We start from the raw sequence: 15739 nt of genomic DNA on the forward strand, positions 1-15739 counted from the left end.
CTTAATCAGGAGTTCGATGTATTTGACTCCTGCCGTTCACGCCTCAACCCAAGCGCCCCAACCTAAAAAGGTCAGTCCGATGAAGCTCCGCGTTGGTTACGAACTGGTCTATGAATGCGTGCAGCCGACACCGATGCTGCTGATGTTGAACATGCACGCGTCGCGTGCGCAGAGCATCCTTGTCCCGGACATCCTGAGGGTCAACCCGCCGGTGCCCTACTCGCAGTATCACGATTCATTCGGCAATCTGTGCAGCCGGCTGGTTGCACCGCAAGGCTGGCTCACGCTGTCCACTGAGGGATTGATCGACGTGCCGCCTTATCCGGAGTTGCCGGAGCCAAACGGTTATCAGCATGCCGTTGAAGAGCTGCCCGACGAGTGCATGCAGTTCCTCCTCGGCAGCCGCTACTGCGAGACCGACCTTCTGTCCGATGCCGCCTGGCAGATGTTCGGCCATACGCCGCTCGGACGTGCCCGGGTGCAGGCCATTTGCGATTTTGTTCATCGGCACATTCGCTTTGACTATAACTGCGCGCGTCCGACCAAGACGGCGTTCGAAGCGTATCGGGAAGGTGTGGGCGTGTGCCGGGACTTTGCGCATCTCGCGGTCGCGTTATGCCGCGCGATGAATATTCCGGCACGCTACTGCACGGGGTATATCAGCGATATCGGTCTGCCGCCGCCCTACGCACCCATGGATTTCTGCGCCTGGATCGAGGTGTACCTGGGCAATACGTGGCAGACATTCGATCCGCGCAACAATGCGCCGCGCACCGGACGTGTGTTGATGGCTCGAGGCCGCGACGCCGCCGATGTCGCATTGAGCAACACCTTCGGAACGACCACGCTGGTCAGGTTCAGCGTGGTCTGCGAGCCTCAGTGATCTGCGTTAGTTATTCAACCAAACTCAGCAAAGCGCGGGCGCCGTGCGAGCCAGCCGATGGAAGTGGCGACCGAAATAAATCAGGCTGTCGCCGTCGCCCCGCACCACGATGTCGTCCACTTCCACGAACATCACCGAATGCGAGCCGACCGTTTTAGTATCGACAATACGTCCTTCAAGGCTGGCAAGCGCATCGGCGAGAACGGGCAAACCGAGGCGCCCCGCGGTCCAGGTCTGCTGCTCGAAGCGCTCGCTCATCGGCAGGTTGGTCATGCCGGCGAAATGACGCGCCAACTCCTGGTGATTGGCAGGCAGCACGTTGATGCAGACGTTGCCATTGCCCGCGAACACGGAGTGGGCAAAGCTCGACTGGTTCACGCACACAAGCATGGTGGGCGGTGTGTCGGTCACCGAACATACCGCGCTTGCGGTCATGCCGCAGCGGCCACCCGGACCGTCGGTGGTGATGATGTTGACGGCCGCCGACAGGTACGCCATGGCTTCCCGAAACAGCTTGCGGGTGCTTTCGTTATTCATGTCCTGTTCCCCGGTTCACGCAAATACACCTGAAACACCGGAATGCAACGGGCTCGTTTCAGAGTCTTGCCGCGCCTCGCGCTGTCGGGTCGCTTGACTATCTACGACCGTGCCAACCACGCAATGGGCAAGACAGGCGGCTACATCCGGTAATGGCGGTAGAGTGCCGCGATCCTGGCAGGCCGGTATGCCTGCTGGACCACATCCGCGGATAAATGATCGGGGAACGGACGCGCAGCTTCAGCCTTAAGATCAACGAAAATAGTTGAATAACAATAGTATTTTTATCTCAGCATCAATAAAATCGATTGATTGAAATCTGCAAAAAATCCACTCAAGCGGTCGATAAAACCATGATGCGAGAGCTAAAAACCTTTCTGGCGGTGGTGCGTTTCGGGACCTTCGCGAGCGCCGGGGCACATATCGGGCTGACGCAATCGGCTGTCAGCGCACAGATCCAGCGGTTGGAGGAAGACCTGGGTTTCCCGCTATTCGACCGGACCGGGCGCTCCGCCACGCTCAACGCTGCGGGCAAGCAAACGGTCGAGTCGGCCGAGGAATTGTTGTCGGTGTACGCCCGCCTCGCGGCGCGTGGCGGTACAGCGGAACAGTCCGGTCTGCTGCGGGTTGGGGCTATTGCTTCGGCGCAGGCGTCGTTTCTGGTTAGTGCCATTGAACTGTTCCGGCAGACTTCGCCCGGGTGGCGAATCCGCGTGGTTCCTGGGGTGTCGCTCAACTTGCTCGCGCAGGTGGACTCCGGCGAGATCGACGTCGCGGTGATCATCAAACCCCCTTTCGCGCTGCCGGCCGAACTGCACTGGCGCACGCTGCTCACCGAAACTTTCGTGCTGCTGGTCCCGCGCGAACTGGCGGACCAGCCGTGGCGCGCGCTGCTCAAGTCAGAGCCTTTTATTCGATACGACCGGAGCTCATTTGGAGGCCGCCTCGTCGACCGCTTTCTCAGAAGAATTCGCGTCACGGTGCAGGACGTGGTCGAGCTGGATGAATTGCAGGGAATTGTCGGGCTCGTGGCGCACGGGGTGGGCATTGCGATCATCCCGCAATCGTCCGCGCTCCATGTGCCGGAAACGGTGCGCGCATTGTCTCTTGATGACGAGACCTTCACGCGTGAAATCGGCCTCGTCCAGCGGCATACGAGAAACGAGCAAACCGTCACCGTGCAATTCGCCGGGTCCGTCTGTGCTGTTCTGCCGCGATGAGGGATGCCGCGTTAGTGGAAACGGGTGCCTGGGTTGTTTGAGCCAGAACAACGCCGTCGTGATTTATTGAACGACAGGTCATAATATCCACGCATGACAAAAACCTCTTCTCTGCCACAACCTGCCGACCGCTCGCAAGAACGTGGTCGACCCCGTGAGTTCGACCTCGACGAAGTCGTCGATTCTGCCGGCCGGGTGTTCTGGGAAGGCGGTTATCACGCGACCTCGGTCGGAACCTTATGCGATGCGACGGGCCTGCTGCGAGGGAGCTTGTACGGCGCATTCGGCGACAAGCACGGGCTGTTGATCGCGGCGTTCGAACGTTATGCCGACGGTGCGGTTGCCCGCCTCAAAGAGCGTCTGGCAGCCGATCTGCCGCCGCGTGAGTGCCTGCGCGAGGCGCTGCTTCATTACACCCGGCTCAGCGCCGACCTGGCCGGGCGCCATGGATGTTTCATCACCAATGCGGCACTCGAACTGCTTCCGGCAGACGAAGTATTGCGGCCTTACATCGAAACCACGCTCCAGCGTATTGGCGCCCAACTGACAGCAGCCGTCGGCGCTGATTCTCAACAACCTCTATTTACGCCGCCGCACGCGACGCATGGCTGCCGGTTCGTAGAACCGGGCCGATACCGATACTTATACTCAGGCCCAAGCGGTACCGGCCCGCGTCGTCAAACCACCTGAAACGGCGCTCGTGGCATTGCATCTCCATCCAGACTGGCTATCGCCCAGACGACAGCAAAATTCGTCGCGGCATTATGCGAAGCGAAACGACCGAGCGTGCCGTGCGAGCGTTGATTTCCATGCTCGTCCCGGATGATCACGGATGAATCGAAGGCGCCTTGGGCGGGAGCGACCATGGGTCGTATAGTCGATCCTCGGTATTGCATTTCCATATTCAGCCCTCTCTCGTTAGGTTGATGCAATGGAAGCTGGAGTAACAATCAGAAATTTTCGTTCTACGACTTGCTCCACAACTTTCTGCGCCACGATCAAATTGCCGTGTTCACGCATTCGAGTATTCGCTGCACAGTTGCGTGCTGAGTGGGCGTCAATTCCGAACAACGCGTCAGATCAATGACACGCTTGCGCCAATAAGCCTGGCCGAGAAGCGAACTGCCACCGTCGTCGCTCCAGCGCGGAACGATCCGCTCCAGATGTGCGATCTCCTGCTCGACCAATAATGGATGTCGGGGGGCGATTTGGAAGGTCTGGTCAAAGCTCACGGCTCATGCTCCAGTAGCAAAGGAGCCGACATTACCGGGTCTTCACCGATAGCGAATCCTCAATTCTGAGGATTTACGTTAGGCAATAACGTCTAGTGATCGCCTAGAGGCAAAAAACGATAAATGAAAATGCAGAGGCGCACCGGGCCAGTGCGATAAAAGACCGTTATTGGGCGAAGGGGAATATTGTCCAGGGCGTGCGAGCGTTGCGCATCACAGGCCGAATTCAATTTCGTTGGCTCACCAGGCTTACATTTTCGCGGGCATTCTGCTGAAGCGCTTATCTAACCGTCTTCGCATTCAATTCAAGCAGCACGATGGCTGGGCGCAGCATTCAGCGAATATTATTTCCGAATAGAGGGCATTTATAAAAATACTTTTCGCCCGCGCGCCGCCTTACTGGTGTCGGTTTGTCTGGACGGCGCGAATCAGTTTGGAGCGGCTTCCAACACCGAGTTTATGGAAAGAACGGTCAATATGCGTACGGACCGTCGTATAAGAGATGCCCAGCCGGAATGCAATTTCCTTGTCGAGTAACCCTTCCACTACCAGGCCGACCACATCGCGCTCACGCGCCGTCAGGTTCTTCAGCACGTCCTCTGAAATCAGCTTGGCTTGCGGTCCAGACGCCTGTGCCATGCCAGCTGCGGCGCGTGCTCGCGCGAGTGCGGCGGTAAAAGCGGGGCGAATGAACTCGGCCATGGCGAGGTCGTGATCGGAGAAATCTTCCCGATGCTTACCGCGCCAGATACGCAGATCGCCAATATTCTCATCGCCGGCCCACGCATACACATTCATACCCCAGTGCAAACCGTCACGACGCAGAAAGTCGTTAAACAGTTCAGTCCGCATTAATTCGCCTTGCGGAATCACGTTGGTCACACGAACCGCCTGGCGGCAATTCTGCAACCGGGGGGTCACGGTATCGCGGTACTGATAGTACTTCTCGTACTCGGACAGGTTGTCGTCCGACATGTTGAACGAGACCCGATTGACGAATTCCTTCTTCGTCTCGTCCCAGACATACGACCCGAGATGATCCGCGCGCAGCAAGCTGAGCATGCGCACGCCCACTTCCTGCCGCATTAACTGCTCAGGAAGTGAGTCGGCAAGCACGGCGAAGATATCGGAAACCAGGCCGGTTTCTCGGCTCGTCAAATACATTTCACGGACATGCTGGTGGGTCCCGGGTCAATGGCTCGCGGACGTTTTCTCCACGCGCAAGCCTCCATATTTTTTTTGATCTTGCCTCGCAGATTACACGGACGATATTTCCGATTCAAGTCTGTTCTATCCGTGCCGTTAAATAGTTCGCCGTCATTTCACCTGACGGGCCAATTGTTTGAACGCATTGCGAGGCGGCGGAGAACAAGATCAGGCCGCCTGCGCTCAGTCCCAACTTATATCAATGCCGAAATACTTCCACCAAACGTCGACTAAACGTCCATCAACGTCTATTAAACGGGGAAATGCATGGCCTTCATTCCGAATCTACGTCGCCGCAAGCCGATTATTACAGCCGGCGAAACTACTCCAGCCGTACAACCCACCTTCGGTTATATCGATACCCTGTTCGACTATGGCGCGTTGCTGGCAGCGTCGCCAGATTCGCTGGGCAAACTCCCGGCGGCCGGCAATCCGACGATCGCGATTATTGGTGCGGGCATGAGCGGCCTCGTGTCGGCGTATGAACTTCTGCGTGCCGGTGCGGCGAACGTCGTGTTGTATGAAGCGTCCGGGCGCACTGGCGGACGCGCTTACAGCGTTCCCTTTACGAACCAGGCGCCGGCATTCCTGGCCGAACTCGGCGCCATGCGTTTCCCTCCCAGCGAATACAGCCTGTTCGATTACCTTGACCGCTTCGGTATCCAGGCAAATTCGAATTTCCCCGACCCAGGCGAAGTGCTGACCAACCTCGGTTATCAAGGACAGACCTACACATGGCCGGCCCAAGGCAATCCGCCCGATATGTTCGCGACCGTCCATGCGGGCTGGAGCGCGTTTATCAGCGACGGCTTCACGCCCTCCTCCGGACCGGCCTTGCTGGCGCCAGTTGCGATCACCGAGCTCTTGCGCAACGGACAGTTAGGGGCGGCGCGGAGCGCGTGGCAGGCGTATATCGACATGTTCGGGAACCAGAGCTTTTATAGTGCGCTGCAGACCCTCTTCAGCGGCGCGAATCCTCCCGGCGGCAAGCCATAGCGCAACCCGGACGACTACGAGCTGTTCGGCGCGCTCGGCGTTGGGTCAGGCGGATTGGGGCCGATGTACCCGGTCGCCTTCCTGGAAATCGTGCGCCTGATGGTCGATGAACTCGAAACCGATCAGTTGTTCATTCCAGCGGGCATTGAATCGCTGGCGGACGCATTTAGCGCGCGGGTATTCGGCGGTCGCTCGATTGCGCAACGTGTCGTGAACACGCCGGTGTCACGCGTGACCCGTAATAGCGAGGGTGTGATGCTCACGCTGGCAGACGGGTCGATCCAGTTCGCCGACCGTGTGATCATGACGGCCAGCACGCGCGCGATGCAGATCGACATGGCGTTGACCGCGCCCGCGTCGGCGCTCTCGGCGCAGCAGCGCTCGGCAGTGAATGATGTGCATCTGACCAGCTCGTCGAAAGTGTTCGTGATGACGCCGCGAAAATTCTGGCTCGACGAGAACCTGCCCGCGAATATCCAGACCGATACGCTGGTACGGGGCGTATATTGCCTCGATTATGCGCCGACCGACCCCAATGCACCGGGCGTCGTGCTGCTCAGTTACGCGTGGGAAGACGACGCGATCAAGCAGCTTGCGCTCGGAAACAATCAGCAGCGTGTGCAGCGGCTCGTGGCTGATCTGGCGCAGACCAATGCCGCGTTCGCGCAGTATGTCGTGCCGATCAACAACGACTACGAGACCTATGTGAAGACAGTCGACTGGGATCTGGAGCAGGGGTATTACGGCGCGTTCAAGCTGAATTTTGCCGGTGGCGATGCCCAGAGCCAGCAGTTGTTCTTCCAATTCCAGGACAGCCTGCAGCCTAAGACGGACCCCTTCATCTATCTCGCTGGAGACAGTTGCTCATTTACCGGCGGATGGGTGGAAGGCGCGCTGCAAACGGGGATTAACGCGGTGTGCGCCGTCATCCGCAGCTTGGGCGGCAGTGTCGTGCCGAACAACCCGCTGGATAATATGTCGCCTCCGTATGACTACAGCGGCGCATCGACTAACGAGGACCGCGAGGCCAGCGGCGGGCGTTGAGACTCACGTTCGGGGGGCTGTAAAAGCGCTAAAAGACAGCCTAAGAGGCGGCCAAAAAAAAGACCCGCACAAGGCGGGTCTTAGTCTCTCAGTTTCGTATGGCGGAACGCGCGGGCATTCTTTGGCACGTTCGCTTAGCCATCGGAGTTCGGTGTAGACCTGTGAAGCCCCCCCGGCTCTTGGTGACAACTTAACTGATTAACATGCGCTGCGCGTCCTCATTTCTGAGGATAAGAAGTGAGGACGCGGCCGAAACAGGTGGATTGAGAACCGCTGGTTTCGGCCCAAACTCAGCTCGACCGTGCTCAGGCCTCTTCTTTCAACGACGCCATATCGATCACGAAGCGATATTTCACATCGCTTTTAACCATGCGCTCGTAGGCCTTGTCGATCTCGTCCATGCGGATCATCTCAATGTCCGACGTGATGCCATGCTTGCCGCAAAAATCGAGCATTTCCTGCGTTTCCGCAATGCCGCCAATCAGCGAACCAGCCAGCGTACGGCGCTTGAAAATCAGGTTGCCGACAGACGGCGACGGATGCGCATGCTCCGGCACGCCAACGAGCGTCATCGTTCCGTCGCGCTTGAGCAGCGCGGTGAACTGATCGAGGTCGTGCGAGGCAGCAACGGTGTTGAGGATGAAATCGAACGAGTTGACGTGTTTCGCCATCTGCTCCGGATCTTTCGAAATAACGACCTCGTGCGCGCCCAGCCGCTTCGCATCTTCAATCTTGCTAGCGGACGTGGTGAACAGCACCACGTGCGCGCCGAATGCAGCCGCGAGCTTCACGCCCATATGACCGAGCCCGCCCAGGCCGACGATGCCGACCTTCTGCCCGGCCTGGACATTCCAGTGGCGCAGCGGCGAGTAAGTGGTGATCCCCGCGCACAGCAATGGCGCCACGGCTGCGAGTTCAAGGTTCTCGGGAACACGCAGCGTGAAGGCTTCGTCCACGACGATCGACTTCGAATAACCGCCGTAGGTCACGCCACCCGTGTGCTTGTCTGGCGCATTGTAAGTGCCGACAAAACCACTGCCTTCGCAATACTGCTCGAGGCCTTCCTGGCACGAAGGGCACGTCCGGCACGAATCGACCATGCAGCCGACACCCGCCAGCGTGCCGACCTTGAACTTCGTGACTTCAGAGCCGACTTCAGTCACCCGGCCGACAATTTCGTGTCCTGGCACGTTCGGGTACACCGTACCCGCCCATTCGCCGCGCGCGGTGTGCAGGTCCGAATGACACACGCCGCAATACAGGATCTCGATGCGGACATCGTGCGGACCGGTATCCCGGCGATCGAAGGCGAAGGGAGCAAACGGCTCCTTGGCGGAATGCGCGGCGTAGCCATAGGTCTTGTACATGGTGTGATCCTTGAAATAGTTCGTTGATTCGAGGTGCGTTCGTCGATGCAGGGGGCGCCGTCCGTGCAATCCTGTTACCCCGCGTCATAACGGCTGGAACGAAAGGCAACAAGCTTGGTAAAAGGCGTTCTCGACTTGACGACATCTGAAACTGCGCCAAGGCTCGATCTGACTTGTATCGATATCGCCCGGCTGTGCGATTGCACAATGACTGCCGCGAATGACGTGCTGACTACAGAGTTTCGTTTCCGAACCTGATCTGCAGTCGAACACCCGGGAGACCCGAGCGCCCCCTTCGCAGGACAGTATGCGAATTGTGGACCATCCACTCAATGGAAATATTGCGATTTCACAATTCCAATTAATGGAATGTGGAGTTGCAGCAATTATGCGATTGATATCAGGGCGTTATTCGAAGGAAAGAGACGCGCCTTGTGAGAGCGGTTCGATCAGGCCTGTTCCACGATCATCGCATTCTTTGCGCTAGCCGGGTGACGCGCGTCTCTACGATCGCACCCAAATTCGATATCGAGGCGTTCAGCGTTCGCATCGCAGCCTGAAGATGTAAACGCGCCAGTCTGCTTCTAGTCACGCAGGAGCGATTTGGCCACCATAACGTTTCGTCATCCTACATGTCGTGAAGTATTCTCATGCGTCAGTTCGCCGGCGTATCCCATCCGAACTCGGGATTGAGTGTCCCCGGAGGAAGCTGCTGAACACGCATTGGCGGTTCGTGCACGGCCCAGGATAAATGTCCGTTGCAAGCCAGCCGCCATTCGCGCACACCGATCCTCATACGAATCGTCGTGACGGTCGTGAAATACCCTTCCCCCAAGCGGCCTTGTCAAGATTTCTGCCGGCGTGCCGTAATTGTGAATAACGAGGCGGAAACGTTCTGCGCTGCGACGGGGAGAAGGAACATGACAGACTTGGACTGGCCGATGGTTGGGGTATATCTGGTGATGCTGATGGGCGCTGTACTGCTCCTGAGCGCACTGTCCATGCGTGGGACAAGACTGCCACTCCCGAACGCCTTGTCAACGAGCGAGTAGCGAATTCGGCGGCTGCCGGTGCGGCGCCCCCGCTCCAAAGATTCCGGCGGGGGTGTCGACGCACTATGTGGTCGATCGGCAAGAAACGATCGGCCATCGTTATCTGAAGTTGATGTTGTTGTCGGATCAACACCTGCGCTTCACACGAAAACCGTCCCTGCCAACCTTCGTGGCAGCAGGCATCACACTGCTAAAAGGTCTCACGGTCATCGTCAATAACGGGCGAATCGAATGGGTCATTCATCCCATGTTTCCGCTCAATCGGAATGCTGCGGATCCTCTCACCCTACCGAGAGCACACCGAAAAACCAGTCAGTAGCGATTCTGAAAACCGGCCTGCCGCTCTCGTGTACGATGGCCTCATATCGAGCCGAGGCAAACCGGGCGTTACGCACAACGCATGCCCCGAGCACGGTGCAATAGCCCGCGCGCCTGAGCCGGATTCGCGCGACGATCCGCTGTTAGCCGTCACTGGGTGGGGATTTCCATGCCGCGTTCCGACTGGACCCGTGAAGCCATTCGCAAGATTGAAGCGGACTTCAACCGCTCCGCTGATACCCATCTGATTCCACTCGACCTGCCCGGCTATCCGGACATCCGTTTCTATTTCAAGGATGAATCGAGCCATCCGACCGGCAGCCTGAAACATCGTCTGGCGCGATCCCTGTTTCTCTATGCGCTTTGCAATGGCTGGCTGCGCGAGCACAGCACGATTGTTGAAGCGTCGAGCGGTTCAACGGCCATTTCCGAAGCGTATTTCGCAAGACTGCTCGGCCTGCCGTTTGTCGCGGTGATTCCGGCGGGCACGTCCCGGATGAAAATCGAGGCGATCGAGTTCTACGGCGGGCGCTGCCATCTGGTGGCGAACCCCGCGGACATTTACGCGGAATCGCATCGGCTCGCGGCGGAAACCGGCGGTCATTTCATGGACCAGTTCACCTATGCCGAACGTGCGACCGACTGGCGGGCCAATAACAATATCGCCGAGTCGATCTTCAAGCAGATGGACGACGAGGAATACCCGGTGCCGACGTGGCTCGTGTCCAGCGGCGGCACCGGCGGCACGACTGCCACGTTGGGCCGCTACGTCGCGTACCGGCGGCATACCACGCGCATTCTTTGCGCCGACCCCGAGAATTCGGTATTTTTCGATTACTTTAAAAGCACGTTGGCGGGCACGCCCGACAGCAGCCTGACACTCGATGCCGGGTCGAAGATTGAAGGCATCGGCCGTCCGCGGGTTGAGCGCTCCTTTATTCCGACATGTATCGATGCCATGCTCAAGGTGCCCGACGCGTTGTCCTTTGCTGCAATGCGCTATCTGGCGGGGCGCTTTGGGCGTCGTGTTGGCGGCTCGACAGGGACCAATTTCGTCGGTGTCCTGTATCTGGCCGAGCGCATGAAGCAGGCGGGCAAACAGGGTTCCATCGTCAGCCTGCTGTGCGAGCGGTGAACGTTATGGCAACACCTACTACGACAATGCCTGGTACCAGGCGCAGGGAATTCCAGTCGCGCAGCCCGACGCACTGATTGCTCGCGCGGTAGCGGGCGAAGCGGTGCTGACCCAGCAGAGCATTGCGGGGATGGAAGCTGCGGGAGTGGGAATTTAAAGCGCGGTTCGTTTGGGATCACACATGACCGTGCCGTATGACCATACCAACGCGGTCCGCAGCAGATGAATCACGAGGTTTCCCGCACCCAAGCCTACTTTTGCGGACTCGTGTCCTTGCAACCCCAATTTATTCGTCCACACACGATGAGGTTCCGATGACCCGTACTGTCGCCGAAAAACGCGCTGCCTTTCGCGCGCTTCACCAGCAAGGTTGTTTTGTGTTGCCCAACCCGTGGGATGCCGGCAGCGCGCGCATGCTGCAGCATCTCGGTTTCGCCGCGCTGGCATCGACCAGTTCAGGCTTCGCCTGGTCCACAGGACGGCCCGACTACGCGATGAACTGTTCCGACGTCCTGCAACATCTGGGTGCCCTCTGCGAGGCTGTGGACCTGCCGGTCAACGCCGATTTCGAGTCCGGGTTCGCTTCCGACCCGGCCACGCTCGCGGCCAATGTCAGCCTCGCGATCCAGACGGGCGTGGCGGGCTTGTCGATTGAAGACCGCGACGTGGAAGCCCCGTTCGGACTCTACGAGACCGCGCTTGCAGTCGAGCGCGTACGTGCGGCCCGTGCGGCGATCGACCGGTCTGGCGACGACGTCATCCTGGTTGCGCGCACCGAAATCCTGCTCAGTGATCCGGGCGCGCTCAGCCAGTCCATCGACAAACTCGTGGCCTTTGCGGCCGAAGGTGCCGACTGTTTATACGCACCGGGTGTGGTCGACAAGGCCGATATAGCAGTCATGGTGCGCGCCGTGGCGCCCAAGCCGCTCAACGTACTCATGATGCGGCCCGGCCTGGGCGTCGCCGAACTGACTGACCTTGGCGTGCGTCGAATCAGTGTTGGTGGAGGGTTGGCACGGGTTGCGTGGCAGGCCATGCTGACGGCCGCCGAACAAATGAAAGCGGGGTCGTTCGATGGCCTCGCCGGCGCCGCATCCGGCAAGCAGTTAAACGATGTTTTCGACGGCTTCGCCTGAGCCGAAGGCTCGGTGCGCGTCCGCTCCTTGCATGAATGTCCCTGCAGCGCAGGGACATTCTGCATCGGGGTCAATCTTGCAGCGGCCATGGTGCGCTCGCTCGCGCTGTATCGGTTCGACAACATGTGCGTGGCCGAAAGGGGTTGGCAAGCGCCATAAGCGCCTGATAATATTCAGTCGTGGATGACCGCCCGGTCCCACGTCAGGTCCCACATCACTCAAGTTTCATTTCTCAAAGGGAGGCGAAAAGATGCTCACATTCAATTGCGCCGTCCCTTGCCTGATGCGCCGGCCAGTTTAGGTCGCCGTCAGCGCGGGCACTGCAGCCCGCGCCATTTCCAGACAGTCCGTTACAGTTCGCCCGCTCTTGCAGGCGTGCTCTGGCTGTCGCTCTCATTTTCTCTCGACCGGAATAGCCCTGTTGCGCTTGGCGCCTCGGGCTGTGGCAAATGGCTTACACAAAAAAACTCGACTTCGGCGGACGGGCGTTCAAAGACGTTCTCGGTTTCACTGTGGTTCACTGGGGCAAACAACCGTGGCGCATCGTAGCCATTGTTGTGCTCGCCTTGCTGTCGGCACTCGCCGACGTCCTTACGCCGCTCTACGCAGGCCGGCTCGTGGATGCACTCGCCGCCGGCGCGGCCGGCAAGGAGCTGGCATGGCACGCGGCCACAACCGCGTTCAGCATCCTGGCCTGCCTCGGGCTGGCCGGCACGCTGCTGCGTCAGCTTGTGTTCATGAACATCATCGTGTTGACACTCAAGATGATGAGCGAAATTGCCGCCAACGCGTTTCATCGCGTGCAACGGTTTTCCGCTGACTGGCACGGCAACAGCTTCGCCGGTTCGACCGTGCGCAAGATCACGCGCGGCATGTGGGCGCTCGACCTGCTCAACGACACGTTGCTCATCGCCCTTCTCCCGTCGCTGGTCATGCTGGTCGGCGCAACCGTGCTGCTCGGCATGCACTGGGCCGTCATGGGCGTCGTCGTGGGCGTCGGGTCGCTGCTCTATATTGCGGTGACGGTCGCCCTGTCGCTCGGCTTCGTGGCGCCCGCAGCCCGCCTGGGCAACGCCTGGGATACCCGCATGGGCGGTGCGCTGGCAGATGCGGTGAGCTGCAACACCGTGGTCAAGGCCTTCGGTGCGGAAACGCGTGAGGAAGCGCGGCTTGCCCGCGTGATCGGCAAGTGGCGTCACCGGACGCGGCGCACGTGGGCACGCGGCACGATCAACGGCGGCGTGCAGGGCGGCATGCTGGTGGCCATGCAGGCGGCAATCCTGGGTGCCGCGCTGTTGCTGTGGGAAGCCGACAAGGCCAGCGTCGGTGACATCACGTTCACGCTGACCATGTTCTTCATGTTGCAGGGTTATCTGCGCGAAGTCGGGATGCACGTGCGCAATCTGCAGCGCTCGGTCAACGACATGGAAGAGCTGGTGTCGCTTGAAGGTCAGCCTCTGGGAGTGGAAGACAAACCGGACGCGGGCCCTATCGCGATCCGTGAAGGCGAGATCCGCTTCGAGCATGTGACTTTTAGCTACGACGGCCACGCGAAGCCGCTTTATCACGATTTCTCGGCGCGCATTGCGCCGGGAGAGCGCGTAGGGTTGATCGGGCACTCCGGGTCCGGCAAGACGACGTTGATCAAGCTGATCCAGCGGCTGTACGACATCTCGGGTGGCAGAATCATGATCGACGGGCAGAACATTGCCGATGTCAGCCAGGCGTCGCTGCGTGGTCAGATTGCGATCGTTCAGCAAGAGCCGGTGCTGTTCCATCGCTCACTAGCGGAGAACATTGCGTACGCCCGGCCGGGCGCAACCCGCGCGGAAATCGAGCGGGCCGCGAGGCAGGCCAGCGCCCACGATTTCATCGCGGCGCTGCCCCAGGGTTATGAAACGCTAGTGGGTGAGCGCGGCATCAAGTTGTCGGGTGGCGAACGCCAGCGCGTGGCCATCGCTCGCGCGTTCCTCGCCGATGCGCCCATCCTGATCCTCGACGAAGCAACGTCGAGCCTCGACAGCGAAAGCGAAGTGCTGATCCAGCAGGCAATGGAGCGGTTGATGATCGGCCGCACGACCCTGGTGGTTGCTCACCGGCTTTCAACGGTGCGTGCGCTGGACCGGCTGCTGGTGCTCGACAAGGGCAGGATTGCGGAGGAAGGCAGCCACGAGAAGCTGATCCAGCTTCACAACGGCTTGTACCGGCGGTTGTTCGAACGGCAAGCGCTTGGGCTGACGACCGATCGCGCGGACCCGGCGAGCGTGGTCAAAGCCGAGCTGACACAATAAGAGGGATCTAGATGAAACTCCTGGCATTGACCTACGGCACCGAGGGCGACACAAGACCCCTCGCTGTGCTGTGCCGCGCGTTGATGGATGCGGGACACGAAGTCACTTTGCTCGCCGATGGAACGACCCTGGGGAGCGCCGGCGCCCTGGGGTTCCTCATGCGGCGTTGAGCGGAAACATCAGAGCCGAGCTGGTTGCCCTGGTGTCCAGCGGCAAGGGTGTCAACGCTACCGTGACGGGTTTGGCGCGGATCGCAAACGCCAATGCGCACAGCTGGATGCAACAGATCGCCCAAGCGGCTATAGGTTGCGATGGTCTTATTGTTTCCGGGCTAGCCGCGTTCGTGGGCTTATCAGTAGGCGAGCATCTTGGCATAAGCGTTATTGGCGCGGGCCTCATACCCATCTCTCCGACCCATGCGTTTGCCTCGCCGTTCCTTCCTGCTCGCTGGATCCCGGCAGCGTTGAATCGGGCAAGCCATCAGGCATTGAACAGGCTGCTATGGCACGCTTTCCGCAAAGCGACCAATCAGGCAAGACGGACGGTGCTAGGACTGCCGCCACGCCGGAAGCCATGGACCACGCATCCCATGCTGTACGGCGTCTCCCCTGCTCTGGTGCCTGAACCGCGGGACTGGCCTGCGCACACCAGACTATGCGGGCAATGGCTGGCTCCTGCAGATTCCTGGCTGCCGCCTGCTGCTCTTCAAGCCTTTCTGGATGCGGGTGAACCGCCCGTTTATCTGGGGTTCGGCAGCATGGTCGGATTCGACCAGAAAGCCCTGCTTGATGTTTTCATAACCGCATCGGAAGGGCTCCGGGTGCTGCTGTATCCGGGCTGGTCGGGCACCCCTGACATGGCGTTGCCCGATAACTTCTTCATCATCGAAGAAACACCTCATCAATGGCTGTTCCCACGTACGTCGCTGGTGATACATCACGGTGGTAGCGGCACGACCCACTCGGCGTGCCGCGCAGGGGTGCCATCGGTGGTGTTGCCTTTTGCAGGAGACCAGTTCTTTTGGGCTCATCAACTGAACCGCTTGGGCGTAGCAGACGACGCGGTATCGACGCGCAAGCTGGACCGCGAGAAGCTTGAACAGGCGATCAGATTCGCGCAGGGTGCGGAGACCAGGCAGCGGGCTTCCACACTCGGGCGACAAATGTCGGAGGAAAACGGAACAGCGACAGCTGTTGCGGAGATTGAGATCATCCTAAACATATGAACCCGGCTTCTGGATCTTCATCGTCAATTACTTCGCATTGCTCGACATATCAACAGACCGCTCATCTATTCGATGCCCGGCAGATGACCCGCAGCCA

At 59.5% G+C, this 15739-nt stretch carries 10 protein-coding genes and 3 pseudogenes; 9 read left to right on the top strand and 4 right to left on the bottom strand.

Annotated elements, in window-relative coordinates:
- Nucleotides 1-79: 79 nt before the first annotated feature.
- Entirely contained in the window at nt 80-883 is an 804-nt protein-coding gene (locus JWR14_RS10610) for a transglutaminase family protein (protein ID WP_299705611.1), read from the top strand.
- Nucleotides 884-907: 24 nt separating this feature from the next.
- Here the strand turns inward: JWR14_RS10610 and hpaC are convergent, their stop codons facing one another.
- Nucleotides 908-1420, bottom strand: a complete 513-nt coding sequence (gene hpaC / locus JWR14_RS10615) for a 4-hydroxyphenylacetate 3-monooxygenase, reductase component (RefSeq protein ID WP_299705614.1) — start codon at nt 1418-1420, stop codon at nt 908-910.
- A 353-nt stretch (nt 1421-1773) separates the two neighbouring features.
- Between hpaC and JWR14_RS10620 the strand changes: the two genes are divergently transcribed.
- A complete protein-coding gene (locus JWR14_RS10620; RefSeq protein WP_299705617.1) occupies nt 1774-2640 on the top strand; it encodes a LysR family transcriptional regulator in 867 nt (288 codons plus the stop codon).
- A 93-nt stretch (nt 2641-2733) separates the two neighbouring features.
- Nucleotides 2734-3330: a TetR/AcrR family transcriptional regulator gene (locus JWR14_RS10625; protein ID WP_299705620.1), complete on the top strand. Its 597-nt coding sequence runs from the start codon at nt 2734-2736 to the stop codon at nt 3328-3330.
- Nucleotides 3331-3638: 308 nt separating this feature from the next.
- Here JWR14_RS10625 and JWR14_RS10630 read toward each other — a convergent pair whose 3' ends face one another.
- Complete coding sequence (locus JWR14_RS10630) at nt 3639-3872, bottom strand: hypothetical protein (RefSeq protein ID WP_299705623.1); 234 nt, start codon at nt 3870-3872, stop codon at nt 3639-3641.
- A 396-nt stretch (nt 3873-4268) separates the two neighbouring features.
- On the bottom strand, nt 4269-5036 hold the full coding sequence (locus JWR14_RS10635; RefSeq protein WP_299705626.1) for a helix-turn-helix transcriptional regulator: 768 nt from the start codon (nt 5034-5036) through the stop codon (nt 4269-4271).
- A gap of 309 nt (nt 5037-5345) precedes the next feature.
- Here JWR14_RS10635 and JWR14_RS10640 point away from each other — a divergent pair.
- Nucleotides 5346-7118: pseudogene (locus tag JWR14_RS10640) on the top strand (NAD(P)/FAD-dependent oxidoreductase).
- Nucleotides 7119-7423: 305 nt separating this feature from the next.
- Here JWR14_RS10640 and JWR14_RS10645 read toward each other — a convergent pair.
- Nucleotides 7424-8485 carry an NAD(P)-dependent alcohol dehydrogenase gene (locus JWR14_RS10645; RefSeq protein ID WP_299705629.1) on the bottom strand — a complete coding sequence of 354 codons (1062 nt, stop codon included), beginning with the start codon at nt 8483-8485 and terminating at the stop codon, nt 7424-7426.
- A 920-nt stretch (nt 8486-9405) separates the two neighbouring features.
- Here JWR14_RS10645 and JWR14_RS10650 point away from each other — a divergent pair.
- From JWR14_RS10650 to JWR14_RS10670, 5 genes and pseudogenes are all read left to right on the top strand, one after another.
- Nucleotides 9406-9537: a hypothetical protein gene (locus JWR14_RS10650; protein ID WP_299705632.1), complete on the top strand. Its 132-nt coding sequence runs from the start codon at nt 9406-9408 to the stop codon at nt 9535-9537.
- A 487-nt stretch (nt 9538-10024) separates the two neighbouring features.
- Nucleotides 10025-11147 (top strand): annotated as a pseudogene (locus JWR14_RS10655) (PLP-dependent cysteine synthase family protein).
- 157 nt (nt 11148-11304) lie between these two features.
- Nucleotides 11305-12126 carry an isocitrate lyase/phosphoenolpyruvate mutase family protein gene (locus JWR14_RS10660; protein WP_299705635.1) on the top strand — a complete coding sequence of 274 codons (822 nt, stop codon included), beginning with the start codon at nt 11305-11307 and terminating at the stop codon, nt 12124-12126.
- A 449-nt stretch (nt 12127-12575) separates the two neighbouring features.
- Entirely contained in the window at nt 12576-14417 is a 1842-nt protein-coding gene (locus JWR14_RS10665; RefSeq protein WP_299705637.1) for an ABC transporter ATP-binding protein, read from the top strand.
- 11 nt (nt 14418-14428) lie between these two features.
- Nucleotides 14429-15642, top strand: a pseudogene (locus JWR14_RS10670) (glycosyltransferase).
- Nucleotides 15643-15739: the final 97 nt, after the last annotated feature.

The organism is Caballeronia sp., from assembly GCF_028292365.1.
Lineage (GTDB): Bacteria > Pseudomonadota > Gammaproteobacteria > Burkholderiales > Burkholderiaceae > Caballeronia.

Coding starts and splice junctions, on each gene's coding strand:
- JWR14_RS10610 (WP_299705611.1), top strand. CDS start 80: ATGAAGCTCCGCGTTGGTTACGAACTGGTCTATGAATGCGTGCAGCCG.
- hpaC (WP_299705614.1), bottom strand. CDS start 1,420: ATGAATAACGAAAGCACCCGCAAGCTGTTTCGGGAAGCCATGGCGTAC.
- JWR14_RS10620 (WP_299705617.1), top strand. CDS start 1,774: ATGATGCGAGAGCTAAAAACCTTTCTGGCGGTGGTGCGTTTCGGGACC.
- JWR14_RS10625 (WP_299705620.1), top strand. CDS start 2,734: ATGACAAAAACCTCTTCTCTGCCACAACCTGCCGACCGCTCGCAAGAA.
- JWR14_RS10635 (WP_299705626.1), bottom strand. CDS start 5,036: ATGTATTTGACGAGCCGAGAAACCGGCCTGGTTTCCGATATCTTCGCC.
- JWR14_RS10645 (WP_299705629.1), bottom strand. CDS start 8,485: ATGTACAAGACCTATGGCTACGCCGCGCATTCCGCCAAGGAGCCGTTT.
- JWR14_RS10650 (WP_299705632.1), top strand. CDS start 9,406: ATGACAGACTTGGACTGGCCGATGGTTGGGGTATATCTGGTGATGCTG.
- JWR14_RS10660 (WP_299705635.1), top strand. CDS start 11,305: ATGACCCGTACTGTCGCCGAAAAACGCGCTGCCTTTCGCGCGCTTCAC.
- JWR14_RS10665 (WP_299705637.1), top strand. CDS start 12,576: ATGGCTTACACAAAAAAACTCGACTTCGGCGGACGGGCGTTCAAAGAC.